Below are 15,442 nucleotides of genomic sequence, written 5' to 3' on the forward strand. Positions count from 1 at the left end.
ATCAGACCATGCCGCCGGCGACGGCCGGCAGGATCGTGACGCTGTCGCCGTCGGTCAGCTTGGTCTCGATGCCGTCCAGGAAGCGGACGTCCTCGTCGTTGAGGTAGACGTTGACGAAGCGGCGGAGCTTGCCCTCGTCCACGATGCGGGCCTCGATGCCGGCGTGGCGGGTCTCCAGGTCGGCGAAGAGCTCGCCGAGGGTCGCGCCGCTGCCCTCGACGGCCTTCTCGCCGTCGGTGTAGGTGCGGAGGATGGTCGGGATGCGGACCTCGATGGCCATGGCGTGGGCTCCTGTCGGAAGGACTCGTACGTGACGGGGTGGGCGCGCTGCTGGGGCCCCCGCGCGGAGGGGGGTCGTGCGTGAGGGCGCTCGGCCGGTCGCTCAGAGCGCGGCGCGGGACGGACAGATCGCGCTGGCCAGGCGGCACAGGTCGACGTGCAGGCGGCCTACGAGCAGGGCTGTGCTCGGAGTCTCTTCGCTCACGTCGTGGGAAACCATGGGCTCATCGTATCGATTCCCGGTCCGGGTTCCGGAATGTGATCTCAGATGCTGGATGTTTTCCGACCGACTGACGGACCGGGCGGGTAGAGGACGGTCGGCGTGCCGGTCCTGGGGTGCGGGAGGACCTCGGCTTCCACGCCGTAGACGGCGGCCAGCAGTTCGGGGGTGAGGACCTCCGCGGGGGTGCCGCCGGTGACGATCCGGCCGGCCTCCAGGACGTAGAGCCGGTCGCAGTGGGCGGCGGCGAGGTTGAGGTCGTGCAGGGCCAGCAGGTTGGTGGTGCCCAGGGCGCGGACCAGGGCGAGGACGTCGATCTGGTGGCGGATGTCCAGGTGGTTGGTGGGTTCGTCGAGGACGAGGAGTTCGGGTTCCTGGACGAGGGCGCGGGCGACGAGGGCGCGCTGGCGTTCGCCGCCGGAGAGGGTGGGGCAGGCGCGGCCGGCGAGGGCCGTGAGGCCGACGCGGGCGAGGGCGGCGTCGGCGCGGGCCAGGTCGTCGGCGGTGTCGCCCTCCCAGAAGCGCTTGTGCGGGGAGCGGCCGAGGGCGACGAGTTCGCGGACGGTGAGGTCGACGTCGGCGGCGGAGTCCTGGGGGACGGTGGCGACCCGGCGGGCGCGCTCCCTGGGGGTGAGCCGGGTGAGGTCGGTGCCGTCGAGGAGGGCGCGGCCCGAGGTGGCGGCGAGGGTGCCGTAGACGCAGCGCAGGAGGGTGGTCTTGCCGCTGCCGTTGGGGCCGATGAGGCCGACGGTCTCGCCGGGGCGGGCGGTGAGGTCGGCGGCGCGGAGCCGGTGCCCGTACGAGAGGCCCTCGATGCTCAGGCCGGTCACGGGGCGGCTCCTTCGGGGCGGCGGCGCATCAGCCAGAGGAAGAAGGGTCCGCCGGTGAGGGCGGTGAGGACGCCGACGGGGATGTCCTGGGGCGCGGCGAGGGTGCGGGCGCCGAGGTCGGCCACGACGAGGGCGACGGCGCCGCCGAGCGCGGCGACGGGGAGCAGTCCGCGGTGCGGGGCGCCGACGGCGAGGCGGGCGGCGTGCGGGGCCATGAGGCCGACGAAGCCGACGGCGCCGCTGGCGGCGACCATGACGGCGGTGACGAGGGAGGCGAGGACGAAGACGGCGGCGCGGAAGCGGCCGGCGTCCAGGCCGAGGGCGGTGGCGTCCTGCTCGCCGGTGAGGAGGAGGTCGAGGGGGCGGGCGAGGGCGAGGAGGGCGCCGGTGCCGAGGGCGAGGACGGCGGCGGGGAGCGCGAGGTTGTCCCAGCGGGCGGAGCCGAGCCCGCCGAGGGACCAGTGGAGGGCCTCCTGGAAGTGCTCGGGGCGGCCGGCGGTGACGAGGAGGAGGGTGGTGAGGGCGGACAGGACGTAGGAGACGGCGACGCCGGCGAGGACGAGCCGGGGGCCGGTCATGGTGGAGCCCTGGCGGGCGAGTCCGTGGACGAGGACGAGGGCGAGGAGGGAGCCGGCGAAGGCGCCGGCGGGCAGGGCGAGGGCGGTGGACGCCCCGATGCCGAGGACGATGACGAGGACGGCGCCGGTGGAGGCGCCGGAGGAGATCCCGAGCAGGAAGGGGTCGGCGAGCCGGTTGCGGACGAGCGTCTGGAGCACGGTGCCGACGACGGCGAGCCCGGCGCCGACGACGGCGCCGAGGAGGACCCGGGGCAGCCGCACGTCGAGGACGATCGTGCGGTACGGGGAGGGGGCGGCGCGGCCGGTGAGCGCGTCGAGGACCTGGCCGGGCGGGATCCGTACGGAGCCGAGCGCGAGGGAGGCGAGGGCGGCGGCGGCGAGCGCGGCGAGGAGCCCGGCGAGGACGGTGGCGCGGCGGAGCCGGCCGGGTCCGGGCCCGCCGGGCGCGGCGGCCGGGGCGTCCGGGCGGGTGGCGGCGGCCGGGGCGGGGGTCATCGGGCGGCGGCCGGGTGGAGCTGGGCGGCGAGCTTGTCGACGGCGGCGGGGACGCGGACGCCGAGGACGGTGTCGGAGAGGGGGAGGACGACGAAGCGGCGGTTCCTGATGGCGGGGACGTCCTTCAGGGCGGGGTCGTCGAGGAGGCGGCGCTTCTTCTGTTCGACGGTGGTGGCGCCGTAGTCGTAGAGGAGGACGACCTCGGGCTTGCGGGCGACGACCTGTTCCCAGGTGGCGTCGCCGAAGGGCTTGGCGAGGTCGGCGAAGACGTTGCGGCCGCCGGCGCGGGTGATGAGGTCGTTGCCGATGCCGGTGCCGCCGGCGGTGAAGGCGGTCCTGTCGCCGCTGTCGTAGACGAAGACGGAGACGGGCTCGACGCCCCGGAGGCGTGCGGAGGTGGCGGCGAGGGAGGCGCGGGCGCCCTCCGTCCACGTCGCGGCGCGGTCGGGGACGCCGAAGGTGCGGCCGACCTCGGTGACCTCGCGGTAGAGGTCGTCGACGGAGACGGGTCCGTCGGCGCAGTACTCGCCGTTGAGGCGGCTGGCGATGCCGGCCTCCGCCAGGTCGTCGCGGGCGCGTCCGGCCTTGGCGTCGAAGGCGCTGGTGTAGCCGCCGTAGACGAAGTCGGGGTTCGCGGCGAGGAGGGCCTCCTTGGAGGGGTACTCCTTCGCGAGGACGGGGACGGAGTCGTAGGCCTGGCGGTAGGCGGGGAGGACGGCGTCGTCGAGGTAGGCGGTGCCGACGAGGGACTTCTCCAGGCCGAGGGCGAGCAGCACCTCGGTGACGTGCTGGTTCATGGTGACGGCGCGCTTCGGCGGGGCCTGGTACGTGGTCGTCACGCCGCAGTTGGCGACGGTGTACGGGAAGCCGGGCGCGGGTTGCGCGGCGGTGCCGGCGGGCGCCGGGGCGGCGCAGGCGGCGAGCAGCGGGAGCAGGGCGAGCGCGGACGGCAGCGTGCGGCGCCGGGTCATGGCGGAGCCTCCTCCGGGGATTTCCACGTCCCCGATCGGCGGTGAGAAGGCGGCAGGTCAGTTCCTGGCTGGCGGCCCCCGGGGAGGGGGCCGGTCACAGTGGCGGGACCGCGCCGGGTTCGCACCGGCTTCCTGGGTCCTGCCGCCCTGAAAGGTCGCGGTCAGACTAGCGGTACGGCTACGCGTACGCCTCGACGACCTCGACGTCCTCCTCGGTCACGACGCCGTCGACGATCGCGTACGAGCGGAACTGGAAGTCGCCGGCGCCGTCGGTGTCGGCGGTGGAGACGAGGACGTAGTGGGCGCCGGGCTCGTTGGCGTAGGTGATGTCGGTGCGGGAGGGGTACGCCTCGGTCGCCGTGTGCGAGTGGTAGATGATCACGGGCTCCTCGTCCCGGTCGTCCATCTCGCGGTAGAGCTTGAGGAGGTCGGCGGAGTCGAACTCGTAGAAGGTGGGCGAGCGGGCGGCGTTGAGCATCGGGATGAACCGCTCGGGGCGGCCCGTGCCGACCGGCCCCGCGACCACGCCGCAGGCCTCGTCGGGGTGGTCCGCCCGGGCGTGTTCCACGATCCGGTCGTACAGGTCTCGGGTGAGGGTCAGCATGCCGACAGGATAAGCAGACGGGCCGTTCCGTACCGAGGAGTGGTACGGAACGGCCCGGATGCCGGACGCGACCCTTGTTACGAGCGCTTGGCGAAGGCGGCGCCCTCGGGGTTGCGGGCCTTGAGCACCAGGTAGGCGACGCCGAGGAGGAGGCCCCAGACCGGGGCGCCGTAGAGGGCGACGCGGTTGTCCTGGTCCATGCCCATGGTGACGACGACCAGGCCGATGAAGCCGAGGGCGAAGACGCTGGCCCAGATGCCGCCGGGGGCCTTGAAGGAGGACTGCGGCAGCTCGCCGCGGTCGGCCTTGCGGCGGTAGCGGATCTGGCAGACGAGGATCATGATCCAGGCCCACATGCCGGAGATGGTGGCGAAGGAGACGACGTAGTTGAAGGCGTCGCCGGGCCACTGGTAGTTGATCCAGACGCCGACCGTCATCAGGGCGGCGGAGAAGGTGGTGCCGATCAGCGGGGTGCCGCTCTTCGTCAGCCGGGTGAAGACCTTCGGGCCCTGGCCGTTGAGCGCGAGGTCGCGCAGCATGCGGCCGGTGGAGTACATGCCCGAGTTGCAGGAGGACAGGGCGGCGGTCAGGACGACGAAGTTGACGATCGCGGCACCGGCCTGGAAGCCCATCTCCTCGAAGGCGGCGACGAACGGCGAGACGCCCGGCTTGAAGTGGGTCCACGGGACGACCGACAGGATCATGATGAGCGCGCCGACGTAGAAGACGGCGATGCGCCACGGCACGGTGTTGATGGCCTTGGGCAGGACGGTCTTCGGGTCCTTCGACTCGCCGGCGGTGACGCCGACCAGCTCGACCGCGAGGAAGGCGAACATGACCATCTGGAGGGTCATGAGGGTGGAGGCGATGCCGTCCTCGCCGGCGAAGAAGCCGCCGAGGTCCCACAGGTGGGTGATCGAGGCGGTGTCGCCGGCGTCGGAGAAGCCGAGGGTGAGGATGCCGGCGCAGATCAGGATCATGCCGACGATGGCGGTGACCTTGACCATGGAGAACCAGAACTCCAGCTCGCCGAAGAGCTTCACGGAGATCAGGTTGGCGCCGTACAGGACGAGCGTGAAGACGAGGGCGGACAGCCACTGCGGGATGTCCCACCAGTACGTCATGTAGGTGGCCGCGGCGGTGACCTCGGTGATGCCGGTGACGACCCAGAAGAGCCAGTACGTCCAGCCGGTGACGAAGCCCGCGAAGGGGCCGACGAACTCCCGCGCGTACTCCGAGAAGGAGCCGGAGACGGGGCGGTACATGAGGAGTTCGCCGAGCGCCCGCATGATGAAGAAGATGACGAGGCCCGCGAGGGCGTACGCGAGGATCAGGCTGGGGCCCGCCTTGGAGATGCCCTTGCCCGCCCCGAGGAAGAGGCCGGTGCCGATGGCGCCGCCGATGGCGATCATCTGGATCTGACGGGCGCCGAGTGCCCGGTGGTACCCCTCGCCCTGGGCGGAGTCCGCGGCCTCATTGCCGTCGTGCTGCTTGTCGACCCGCACTGAGGTCATGGTGGTGCGCCTTTCTCCATGCTGATCCGCGCGACCGCTGCTGCGTCTGCTGCGGATCAGATCCTGATCCCCCCGGATGTGGATGGAGTGCTACCGGCGGTCAGCCGGCCCGAGCGCCCTCGGGAACAGGGGTGGCGTGCCCGAGTGGTCGTGAAGATTTATCACGGGGTGGGGGGTGATCGACGGAGTTGAGTGTGGCGCGCACCACAAAAATGGGGGTGCAAAAAGGACTCAAGACGGCAAAGCGCCCGCCCTGATAACGAGTTCGTTATCCGGATTTGAGCGTCCGCTGAGCGAACGCCCTGCCGCGTCCCGCACTCAGGACATCAGCGTCCCGACCAGTGACTCCTGGAGCGCGCCGAGCCAGAGGTAGGCCATCACCATCGGCTTGCGCGGGTCGCTGTCCGGCAGCCGGTAGAGCCGCTCGCTCTCCTCGTCCTCGGTGATCTCCAGCCGCGTGGCGATGGTCAGCCGCAGGTCGTTGAGGGTGCCGAGCCAGGCCCGGGACTCGTCGGGGGTCAGCTTCAGGAGCACGGACTCCTCGGGCCCCCCGGGGACCAGCCCGTCCAGGGCGCGCACCACGGCGAGGGCGTCCTCGCGCTTGCGGGCCCGCAGGTCGTTCTCGGTGAAGCGGCGGAAGTCGGCCGCGGCGGCCCGCAGCTCCTCGGTGTCGTCCCCGTACGCGTCGGGGAAGAGCCGGCGCAGGGCGGGGTCGGAGGGCGGCTTGCTGGGGCCCTCGGCGAAGAGGGCGGCGAGCGGGTCGGCGTCCGCGCCGGGCTCGTCGCCCGGGCCGATCAGCTCCAGGAGCTGGACGGCCAGGGAGCGCAGGATGGAGACCTCGACCTCGTCGAGCCCGACGGCCGCTCCGCCGCCGGGCACGGCCTCGAAGTGGCCGGCCATCAGCCGCGGTCCTGGGTGAGGGTCGCCCACAGTCCGTAGCCGTGCATCGCCTGCACGTCCCGTTCCATCTCCTCGCGGGTGCCGCTGGAGACCACCGCGCGGCCCTTGTTGTGCACGTCGAGCATCAGCTTGTGCGCCTTGTCCTTGGAGTAGCCGAAATACGCCTGGAAGACGTAGGTGACATAGCTCATCAGGTTCACCGGGTCGTTGTGGACGAGGGTGACCCAGGGGACGTCGGGCTCGACGACCGCGGAGACCTCCTCGGCCGACTCGGTCCGTTCGATCTCGATAGGCGCGATGCTCACTTACCCCATGCTGCCACCCGGGGCCCCCCGTCGCACAAACGGGCCGCCCGGGGGCGCCGTCGAACAGGGTATTCGTCAAACTGACGAATACTGCGCTAGCATCGGTCCCATGAACGCTGCGGACCTTGGGCTCCCGGTGGACGTGCCGTCGACCGCGCTCTTCACCGACCAGTACGAGCTCACCATGCTCCAGGCGGCCCTCCGGGCCGGCACCGCCGACCGGCACTCCGTCTTCGAGGTCTTCACCCGGAGGCTGCCCGAGGGGCGGCGCTACGGCGTCCTCGCGGGCGTCGGCCGGGTCCTGGACGCCGTCGAGAACTTCCGTTTCGACCCGGCCGTCCTCGGCTTCCTGCGCGAGCGGGAGATCGTCGACGAGCCGACCCTGGAGTGGCTGGCGCGCTACCGCTTCTCCGGCGACATCTGGGGCTACCCCGAGGGCGAGGTGTACTTCCCCGGCTCCCCCGTCCTGCGCGTCGAGGGCTCCTTCGCCGAGTGCGTGCTCCTGGAGACGGTGATCCTCTCGATCCTCAACCACGACTCGGCCATCGCCGCCGCGGCCTCCCGCATGTCGGCCGCGGCCGGCGGGCGCCGGCTCATCGAGATGGGCGCCCGGCGCACCCACGAGCTGGCCGCCGTGGCCTCCTCCCGGGCCGCCTACGTCGGCGGCTTCGACTCCACCTCCGACCTCGCCGCCGGCTTCCGCTACGGCATCCCCACCGTCGGCACCTCCGCCCACGCCTTCACCCTGCTCCACGACACCGAGCGGGACGCCTTCCGGGCCCAGGTCGACAGCCTGGGCCGGGGCACCACCCTCCTCGTCGACACCTACGACGTGGCCGAGGCGGTCCGCACCGCCGTCGAGATCGCCGGGCCCGAGCTGGGCGCCGTCCGCATCGACTCCGGCGACCTGCTGCTCGTCGCCCACCGGGTCCGCCAGCAGCTCGACGAGCTGGGCGCCCGGGACACCCGGATCGTGGTCACCTCGGACCTGGACGAGTACGCCATCGCCTCGCTGGCCGCCGCGCCCGTCGACGCGTACGGGGTGGGCACCCAGCTGGTCACCGGCAGCGGTCACCCGACCTGCTCGATGGTCTACAAGCTGGTCGCCCGCGCCGCCTCGGCCGACCCGAAGGCGCCGCTGGTGCCGGTGGCGAAGAAGTCGCTGGGCGGCAAGGCGTCCGTCGGCGGCCGCAAGTGGGCGGCGCGCCGCAAGGACGCCGACGGAGTCGCCGCGGCCGAGGTGATCGGCACCGGCCAGGTCCCGGACGCGCTCGCCGCCGACCAGCTCCTGGTCGAGCTGGTCAAGGGCGGCGAGGTGGTGGCCCGGGAGCCGCTGGAGGCGGCCCGCACCCGGCACATCGCGGCCCGCGCCGGGCTGCCGATGTCGGCCATCCAGCTGTCGCGCGGCGAGCCGGTGCTGCCGACCGAGTACATCTAGAGGTACGTCCAGAGCCCGGTGACGCCCCCTCCCGGAGCGGAGGCGGAGTCCCTAGGCTCGGGGCCGCTTCCCTTCCGACCGCCCGACCGACCCCCGAGGACACCCGCCATGCACCGCGCACTGATCGTCGTGGACGTACAGAACGACTTCTGCGAGGGCGGCAGCCTCGCGGTGACGGGCGGCGCCGACGTCGCCGCCGCCATCACCGAGCTGGTCGGCGAGGCGGCCGGCGCCGCCTACCGGCACGTCGTCGCCACCCGGGACCACCACATCGACCCGGGGGCCCACTTCGCCCCGGAGGGCGAGGCCCCCGACTACGTCGACTCCTGGCCCCGGCACTGCGTGGCGGGCACCGAGGGCGTCGGCTTCCACCCGAACTTCGCCCCGGCCGTCGCCGGCGGCGCGGTCCAGGCCGTCTTCGACAAGGGCGCCTACGCCGCCGCGTACAGCGGCTTCGAGGGGCGGAACGAGAACGGGCAGACGCTGGCGCAGTGGCTGCGCGAGCGGGACGTGACGGAGGTCGACGTGGTCGGCATCGCCACCGACCACTGCGTCCGGGCCACCGCGCTGGACGCGGTCCGCGAGGGCTTCCGCACCCACGTCCTGCTCGACCTCACGGCGGGCGTCGCCCGCGAGACCACCGACCGCGCGCTCGCGGAGCTCCGCGAGGCCGGCGTGGCCCTCACCGGGGAGCCGGTCGTCGGATAGCCGGTGACCGGACGGCCGGCGGCCCGGGGTGGCCGGCGGGCGGCCGGCGCCCGGCTCAGGCCGCCGGGGCCCTGGGCAGGGTGCGGGCGGGGTGCCACAGCTCCTGGGCGGCGCCCGGCGTGGACCGCCACAGGAGGCCGTCGGGGTGGTGGAGGACGGCCGTGATCTCGTCGGGGGTGGGCGGCTCGGCGTTCCCCCGCAGATAAACCGACCGCAGGCCCAGGTTTCGCAGCCTGGTCAGGGCGCGGGCGCGGTTCGCGGCGTGGACGAGGAAGCGCACGGTCGCGCCGTCCCCGGCCGGGCTGGGCAGCCCTATCGCGACCACCACACTGCCTCCCGGCAACTTGCAGAACCCTCCACCGGGCATGCGGAACCACTCCCCCGTGAGCCGACTGTCAATAAGGAGTTCCTGGGAACTCGGTCAGCTGCACCTAAACACGATCGGCCGCCGCCCGCTAGGGGGCGGCGGCCGATCATGCTCTGACCTGCTGTTTTACCGTTCGGCTAATCGATCACTTGGTCGACGGGCCGACGCGGACCGTGATCGTCTGGCCGTTCTGCGGCTCCTTGACGACCTCGATCTTGGTGTTGGTGTCAGTGACCTTGACGCCGGCGCGCTCGGTCTCCTGGAACCAGTAGGTGCCCTTGCGGTCGTCGAAGACCGGGTTGCCCGGCTGCGAGCGGACCCAGGTCGGGGCGTCCTTGAGGTGCAGCTGGAAAGCGTCCGTCCGGTACGTTCCGAAGGGGGAGTCGTACGCCTGGACGCGGTTGCGCATCAGGGTGCCGTTGTTCCACTTCAGCGGGGTCGGGTGGGCGTCGATCGGGAGGATCAGGCCCTGGCCCGGGTGGACGGAGGTGTTGTTGTCCTTCTGGGACAGGTCCCACTTCCAGATGAGCAGCCCGTTCTGGTACGGGTAGTGCTCGACCCAGTTCTCCTTCTCGCCGGTGAAGCCGAAGTTGTACGGGCCGACCTTGAGGGTGGCGTCGTACGAGACGTACTGGCGGTTCTCGGCGATGTAGTACTGCTCGTACTCGTTGGTGAAGCCCTTGCCGACCCGCGAGAAGCCCTTGGCGGTCCAGCCGTTGTCACCGTTCTCCGCGCCGTCCGCGAAGACGGTGGCGCCGTCGGCGGTCAGCGTGATCGCGTCGGCGGTGAAGCCCTTGCCGCCCGCGCCGCCGTCCGTCTGGTAGCGGAAGCGGAGGTCGAACTTCTTGCCCGCGTACGCCGAGAGGTCGTAGACGAGCTTCTTGTGGGCGCCGGAGACGTCGGTCAGGGCCGGGGAGCCGGCCGCGTCGCGCGGGAGGGCCACGCCGTCGGCGGTGCCGTCCACGGCGGTCCAGTTGGCGCCGCCGTCCGTCGACACCTCGGTGTAGAGGTAGTCGTACTCGGCCTCGATGTCGTACCAGCCCTGGAGCTCCAGGGAGGCGGACGACTTGCCGGTGAGGTCGACCGGGCGGGTCAGGGTGTTCTTGAGGTCGTCGCCCATGTCGCTCCACCACTGGGCGGAACCCTCGGCGGGGGCGACGATGTCGGTGGTGACGGCCTTCTTCGGCAGCTCGACGACGAGCGCCTGCGGGTTCTTGGTGTTGTACTCGGCCACGCCCAGCTTGTGGGTGGACTTCGTACCGCGCTGCTCGTCGCTCACCTTGGTGTAGTTGAGCCAGCCGAGCTGCAGCTTGTCCCAGGCGTTCATGTCGCCGGGCATGTCGCCGATGGAGTCCTTGCCCAGGCCCAGCCAGGAGCCGGAGGACATCAGCGACCAGTAGCCGGTCGAGTTCTCGCCGCCCGCGGTGTCGTACAGGTCCGGCAGGCCGAGGTCGTGGCCGTACTCGTGGGCGAAGACGCCGAGGCCGCCGTTCTCGGGCTGCATCGTGTAGTCGCCGACCCAGATGCCGGTGTCGCCGATCGGGGTGCCGCCGGCCTTGTTGTTCTCGGGGCCGGTCTTGCCCGCGCTGGTGCCGTAGGCGTACCAGCGGTGCGCCCACAGGGCGTCGGTGCCCTGGACGCCGCCGCCCGCGGACTCGTCCTCGCCCGCGTGGACGATCTGGAAGTGGTCGATGTAGCCGTCGGGCTCGTTGAAGTTGCCGTCGGCGTCGAAGTCGTAGCGGTCCCACTGGTCGTAGGACGCCAGGTCGGCCTTGATCTGGGCGTCGGTCTTGCCCTTGGCCTTCTGGTCGGCGACCCAGGCGTTGACGCCGTCGCGGACGGTGTCCCACACGTTGGCGCAGTTGGTCTGGCCGCAGTAGTTGGAGCCGTAGCGGGCCTCGTTGTACGGGACCTTGACCCAGTCGGAGACCGTGCCGTCGACCGAGTAGCGGCCCGACGAGGTGCGCTCGTAGTAGGTCTTCAGCGACTGCTTCTGCTGACCGGTCTTCGGGTCCTTGCCGGAGCCGAAGTACAGGTCCTGGAAGTGCTTCTGGTCGTAGTCGGCCTGCCACGCGGTCGAGTTGTCCTTCGACCGGTCGGGCTCGGCTATCGCGTTGTGCAGCGGGCCGGGCTGGCCGCCGTACTTCGGCTTCAGCTCGTCCGTCTCGTCGTCCTTGCGGTCGACGAGCGTGGTGGTGTCCACCTGGTCGCCGAACTCGACGAGGATGGTGAAGATCTTGTCGGTCTTCTCGCGGCCGAGCTCGACGTACTTCTTGGCGTCGAGCTTGACGACCTTGGAGCCGCCGCGGTTCTCGACCTTGGCCTCGCCGCTCAGGACCTGCTCCAGGGCGGCCTTGCGCTGCTGCGCCTGCTGCTCGCTGAAGGGGCCTTCGAGGTCGTGGTCGACCGTCGTCTTGTCGGCCTCGCCGCCCGGCGCGGGGTCCTGGCGGACGTCCGCGGCGGAGATCCTGCCGTCCTCGTTCGCCCAGGCGGTGCTGAAGGTCGAGGCGGTGGCGGCGGTGGCCGCGAGCGCCACGACGACCGCGGATGCCCGAAGCGCCCGTCGTCTGTTGGTCACTTGGTGTCGTTCCTCCCCGGCGCCCGCGCCCTCGGACCAGGAGGTGGGGTGTCCGTCCGGGCGGGGTCGCGCGTCACAAGTGACGACATTCGACCGGAGTGAGAAGAGAAAAGACAGATCTTGACTTGCACACACCAAGTGCACTATGCGGGTGCCGAAATCCGGTATGCGGACGGTCAAGACGGGTAAAACTTGTGGAAGTTCCGGTGCCGGCCCGGTCCCGGCCGCTCCGCGGCGGCCGTCCGGCGGGGCTCCGTGCCCGGCCGTGCCACCCGTGCGCCCCCCGTGCTCCGGCACCGTGGGTCAGGTCACGCTTACCCGCCGCCCCGCCCGGGCATCGAGCGTCGTAGAGTCGACCGGAAGTCCGGAGGGGCGGTATCCGTCATGCAGCGTCCGAACGCAGCGCAGTACGCCTACGGTTCGGCCGTCGTGGTCCTCGCGACCGCCGCGCTCCTGCTCCTGACCGGGGCCACCGGGCCGCCCGGCGTCGCCGCGGCCTGTGTCGCGGGACTGGTGCTCGGCGTCCTCGTGGCGGTGACGATGCCCTCGGGAGCGCGCCCCGTCAAGACCCCCGGCGCCCCCGCCTCGCGCTCCGGGAACGACGCGGTCCGGGTACCGGCCGCGCAGGTGGGCGCGGGAGCCGATACCCGGACCGGTCCGTGAGTCCGTCCGTTCCGCCGGCGGCTACTGGGGCACGGTGACGACCACCGTCTTCGCCGCCTTGTCGTGCAGGCCCTGCTTGTAGGGCTTGTCGACCAGGATGAGGACGAGCAGCAGCAGCGGCCAGAGGCAGGCGCAGCAGATCAGCGCCGGCAGCCAGAGCACGACGGCGCGCAGCAGCGACTGGCTCATCGGGGGCGTGGAGCCGTCGTTGAGCATGGCCACGCGCAGCTTCATCAGCCGCTTGCCCACGGTCTGGCCGTTCTTCGCCGTGAGCACGGTGTCGTACGTGACGAAGGCGACGATCGTGAGCAGCTGGAAGACGATCTGGCCGCCGCCCGTCCAGGCGGTCTGGAAGTCGTCGCCGTCCACCGTCGCCCGCTCGTAGACGTCGAACGGGATGCCGATGACGGCGAGCGGCACCGCGATGATGAGCCAGTCGACGAGCCGCGCGAGGATCCGGCGCCCGGACTCGGCCAGCGGCGGCATCCCGGAGAGCGGGTCGGTGCCGCCGTAGCCACCGCCGTAACCGCCGTACGGCGGCGGGGGCGGGTACGGGGAGTCGTACGGGCTCCCGGGCGGCGGAGGCCCGGACGGCGGCGGTGCGCCCGGCGGCGGGCCCTGCGGCGGCTCCTGGGGCCGCTTGCGGAACGGGTCGTCGTCGGGGGGCGGTCCGGGCGGCGGCTGGTCGGTGCTCATGGGGGCATCGCATCCCGGCCACCGGGGGCCCGCAACGATTGGACGCCCGTTCGGGGGACCTGACCCTCCGACAGGTTCCCGGGTCCGGCCCCGGCACCGGACCCCCGGCCCGGGGCGCCGGGCTCAGGCCTTCGCGACGAAGGTGCCGGCCGCCTTGTCGTGCCAGCACTGGCGCCACGGACGGTCGAAGACGCACCAGAGCACGTTGAGGACGCCGATCACCAGCAGGCCCAGGAAGGTGTGGACGAACCAGCGGCGCAGCGAGCGGCCGAAGGACGGCGGCTCGTGGGCCTCGATGTCCCTGACCTGGACGCCGCACAGCTTCTTGCCGAGCGTGCGGCCCCACTTGGCCGTGGGCAGCGCCTCGTACAGCACGCCGAGGACGAGGAACAGGCCGAGCGCGATGCCGAACTGCACCGAGGTGGTGCCGTCGACGAGCCAGACCTGCACGGTGACGCCGGACCGCTCGGCCGCCTCGATCTTGGCCTCGATGTGGTCCAGGGCGGAGGTCACGAAGGGGAAGGCAGCGCCGGCCGCCATCGCGCCGAGGAGGAGGGTGTCGACCACGCGGGCGAGGAGCCGGCGGCCGAGCCCGGCCGGGGGCGCGGAGGACTGCTCGCGGACGGCGGCGAGGAAGGGGTCCTCGACCGGCGGCTTCCACGGCACGACGGGCTGCTGGGACTGCTGCGCCTGCGGCTGCGGCTGCGGCTGGGCCCAGGAGGGGGCGGCGGGCGCGGGCGCCGGGGCCGACTGGGCCTGGGGCTGGGGCTGTACGGGCGCGGGGGCCGGGGCCGACTGGGCCTGGGGCTGTACGGGTGCGGGGGCCGGGGCGGGAGCCTCGTGCACGGGCGCCGGCGCCGGCGCCGGGGCGGGGGTGACGGGCATGCCGCCGAGGCGGGCGGGGGCGCTCGGGGTCCGGGGGTCGGCGGCGGGGGCCTCGGCCTGCGCGGGGGCGGCCGGCCACTCGACCGGGGACCTCGGGTCGGGGACGGAGGGCGCGGGCGCCGGTTCGGCGGCGGGGGCGGGCTCGGGTGCGGCGGGCGCGGGCCAGGCGGCCGGCCGGTCCCGCTCGGCGGCGGGGCCGTGCTGCCGGGAGGCGTCGGCCCCCCAGGCGGAGGCCGGCTCCCGGACGAGGGGTTCCTCGTCGAAGAAGACGGGCCCGGTCTCCTCGACGGCGGCCGGCACGCGGGCGGGGGCCGGGGCGGGTTCGGGGGCGGGCGCCGGCACGGGGGCCGGGGCCGGGCTCGCGGCGAGGACCGGTCCGGCCGGCGCGGCCGGGGCGGGCGGAACCGGCGCGGCCTCGCCGTCCTTCGGGGCGGGCCGGCTCGTGCCGGGCACCCAGGAGCCGCCGTTCCAGTACCGGATGTATCCGGGGATCGACGGGTCCGGGTAGTACCCCGCCTGCGGTACCTCGCCGCCGCCTCCGGGAGGAGTAGCCACTGCCCCGACTCCGTTCAGTCACAACGTTCCGTCACCACACTAAGGAGGCACAGTAACGAAGAACGCCGCCGAGGGAAGAAAGAGCCCGCGAGAAAGGCCGCCTTCGGGCGACACAGGCCGGAATCCCTCACTCCACGTGAGGTTCGGGCCCGGGAAGGGGGCGGTGCCGGGGTGCGACGGGGCCCGCGGCCGGGCCGGAAAAAACTTCCCGAAAAAAACTTCCCGAAGTCGCGTAATGAACCCGGCGGACCGCGCTCTCTCCAGGTGAAGGCCCGTCCGGGGCCCCTACGCGAGAGGCACAGCCATGCCGTACACCGAGCACACCACCGTCGAGCGCGAGCTGGAGCTGAAGCTGGTCCTGTCCCCCGAGCGCTCGGTGCCGGTGCCCGCCCGGCTGGCCTACCGCACCGACGACCCGTACGCCGTGCACATGACCTTCCACATCGGCTCCGAGCACCCGGTGAACTGGACCTTCGCCCGCGAGCTGCTGGTCGAGGGCGTCTTCCGGGCCTGCGGCCACGGCGACGTGCGGATCTGGCCGACCAAGGTCGACGGCCGCGGCGTCATCCTGATGGCCCTCTCCTCCCCCGACGGCGACGCGCTCCTGGAGGCCCCGTCGGCGCAGGTGTCCGCCTGGCTGGAGCGGACCCTGCGCACGGTCCCGCCGGGCACCGAGACGGAGCGGCTCGGCATCGACGACGGCCTGGCCGAGCTGCTCGCGACCACGGTGGTCGGCGACGACCTGTGGCTGCGCGACCCGTGGGGGTCGGACGAGTCGCAGGACGGCGAGCTGTGAGCCCGTGCCCGCGTGCGGACGGGCGGACGTGCGGACGAGTGGGCAGACGATTGCGCGGAC

Annotated in this window: 17 protein-coding genes and 1 riboswitch; of the genes, 4 read left to right on the top strand and 13 right to left on the bottom strand. The window is 72.6% G+C overall.

Translation table 11 applies throughout. From position 1 onward, the window contains the following. Position 1: 1 nt before the first annotated feature. From ACFW6A_RS22720 to clpS, 9 genes are all read right to left on the bottom strand, one after another. A complete protein-coding gene (locus tag ACFW6A_RS22720) occupies positions 2–280 on the bottom strand; it encodes a MoaD/ThiS family protein (protein WP_351842007.1) in 279 nt (92 codons plus the stop codon). Positions 281–382: 102 nt separating this feature from the next. Then, positions 383–499 (bottom strand): putative leader peptide, encoded by a 117-nt coding sequence (locus ACFW6A_RS22725; RefSeq protein ID WP_351842009.1) that lies wholly within the window; start codon positions 497–499, stop codon positions 383–385. A gap of 44 nt (positions 500–543) precedes the next feature. Next, positions 544–1,329, bottom strand: a complete 786-nt coding sequence (locus ACFW6A_RS22730) for an ABC transporter ATP-binding protein (protein ID WP_351842010.1) — start codon at positions 1,327–1,329, stop codon at positions 544–546. After that, on the bottom strand, positions 1,326–2,402 hold the full coding sequence (locus tag ACFW6A_RS22735; protein WP_386642353.1) for a FecCD family ABC transporter permease: 1,077 nt from the start codon (positions 2,400–2,402) through the stop codon (positions 1,326–1,328). The genes ACFW6A_RS22730 and ACFW6A_RS22735 overlap by 4 nt, the downstream gene beginning before the upstream one ends. Next, positions 2,399–3,373 carry an ABC transporter substrate-binding protein gene (locus ACFW6A_RS22740; RefSeq protein ID WP_351842014.1) on the bottom strand — a complete coding sequence of 325 codons (975 nt, stop codon included), beginning with the start codon at positions 3,371–3,373 and terminating at the stop codon, positions 2,399–2,401. The genes ACFW6A_RS22735 and ACFW6A_RS22740 overlap by 4 nt, the downstream gene beginning before the upstream one ends. A 37-nt stretch (positions 3,374–3,410) precedes the next feature. After that, a riboswitch (cobalamin riboswitch) is annotated at positions 3,411–3,559 on the bottom strand. Beyond that, positions 3,552–3,977: a M67 family metallopeptidase gene (locus tag ACFW6A_RS22745; protein ID WP_351842016.1), complete on the bottom strand. Its 426-nt coding sequence runs from the start codon at positions 3,975–3,977 to the stop codon at positions 3,552–3,554. It overlaps the preceding riboswitch by 8 nt. Positions 3,978–4,054: 77 nt before the next feature. Then, positions 4,055–5,491: an amino acid permease gene (locus tag ACFW6A_RS22750; protein ID WP_351842018.1), complete on the bottom strand. Its 1,437-nt coding sequence runs from the start codon at positions 5,489–5,491 to the stop codon at positions 4,055–4,057. Positions 5,492–5,809: 318 nt separating this feature from the next. Continuing rightward, on the bottom strand, positions 5,810–6,391 hold the full coding sequence (locus ACFW6A_RS22755) for a DUF2017 domain-containing protein (RefSeq protein WP_351842020.1): 582 nt from the start codon (positions 6,389–6,391) through the stop codon (positions 5,810–5,812). Continuing rightward, positions 6,391–6,696 (bottom strand): ATP-dependent Clp protease adapter ClpS, encoded by a 306-nt coding sequence (clpS, locus tag ACFW6A_RS22760; RefSeq protein WP_043228132.1) that lies wholly within the window; start codon positions 6,694–6,696, stop codon positions 6,391–6,393. Before clpS ends, ACFW6A_RS22755 begins: the two co-directional genes overlap by 1 nt. 109 nt (positions 6,697–6,805) lie before the next feature. Here clpS and ACFW6A_RS22765 point away from each other — a divergent pair, with 109 nt between their 5' ends. Next, positions 6,806–8,134 (top strand): nicotinate phosphoribosyltransferase, encoded by a 1,329-nt coding sequence (locus ACFW6A_RS22765; protein WP_351842022.1) that lies wholly within the window; start codon positions 6,806–6,808, stop codon positions 8,132–8,134. Between the two features lie 108 nt (positions 8,135–8,242). Next, positions 8,243–8,842: an isochorismatase family protein gene (locus tag ACFW6A_RS22770; RefSeq protein WP_386479363.1), complete on the top strand. Its 600-nt coding sequence runs from the start codon at positions 8,243–8,245 to the stop codon at positions 8,840–8,842. 55 nt (positions 8,843–8,897) lie between these two features. Here ACFW6A_RS22770 and ACFW6A_RS22775 read toward each other — a convergent pair whose 3' ends face one another. Next, the gene (locus tag ACFW6A_RS22775; protein WP_351842026.1) at positions 8,898–9,209 is read right to left on the bottom strand and encodes a hypothetical protein; all 312 of its coding nucleotides are present in this window, start codon (positions 9,207–9,209) and stop codon (positions 8,898–8,900) included. Positions 9,210–9,354: 145 nt separating this feature from the next. Next, complete coding sequence (locus tag ACFW6A_RS22780; protein ID WP_351842028.1) at positions 9,355–11,787, bottom strand: immune inhibitor A domain-containing protein; 2,433 nt, start codon at positions 11,785–11,787, stop codon at positions 9,355–9,357. Between the two features lie 384 nt (positions 11,788–12,171). Here ACFW6A_RS22780 and ACFW6A_RS22785 point away from each other — a divergent pair, with 384 nt between their 5' ends. Continuing rightward, entirely contained in the window at positions 12,172–12,450 is a 279-nt protein-coding gene (locus tag ACFW6A_RS22785) for a hypothetical protein (RefSeq protein ID WP_351842030.1), read from the top strand. Positions 12,451–12,471: 21 nt separating this feature from the next. Here the strand turns inward: ACFW6A_RS22785 and ACFW6A_RS22790 are convergent, their stop codons facing one another. Both ACFW6A_RS22790 and ACFW6A_RS22795 read right to left on the bottom strand, forming a co-directional pair. Beyond that, positions 12,472–13,146 carry an RDD family protein gene (locus tag ACFW6A_RS22790; protein ID WP_351842032.1) on the bottom strand — a complete coding sequence of 225 codons (675 nt, stop codon included), beginning with the start codon at positions 13,144–13,146 and terminating at the stop codon, positions 12,472–12,474. A gap of 123 nt (positions 13,147–13,269) precedes the next feature. Next, complete coding sequence (locus tag ACFW6A_RS22795) at positions 13,270–14,586, bottom strand: RDD family protein (RefSeq protein WP_386642358.1); 1,317 nt, start codon at positions 14,584–14,586, stop codon at positions 13,270–13,272. A 304-nt stretch (positions 14,587–14,890) separates the two neighbouring features. Here ACFW6A_RS22795 and ACFW6A_RS22800 point away from each other — a divergent pair, with 304 nt between their 5' ends. Then, positions 14,891–15,382: an SsgA family sporulation/cell division regulator gene (locus tag ACFW6A_RS22800; RefSeq protein ID WP_351842036.1), complete on the top strand. Its 492-nt coding sequence runs from the start codon at positions 14,891–14,893 to the stop codon at positions 15,380–15,382. The last annotated feature ends 60 nt before the right edge of the window (positions 15,383–15,442 follow it).

Source organism: Streptomyces sp. NPDC058758 (assembly GCF_042746075.1).
Classification (GTDB): Bacteria; Actinomycetota; Actinomycetes; order Streptomycetales; family Streptomycetaceae; genus Streptomyces.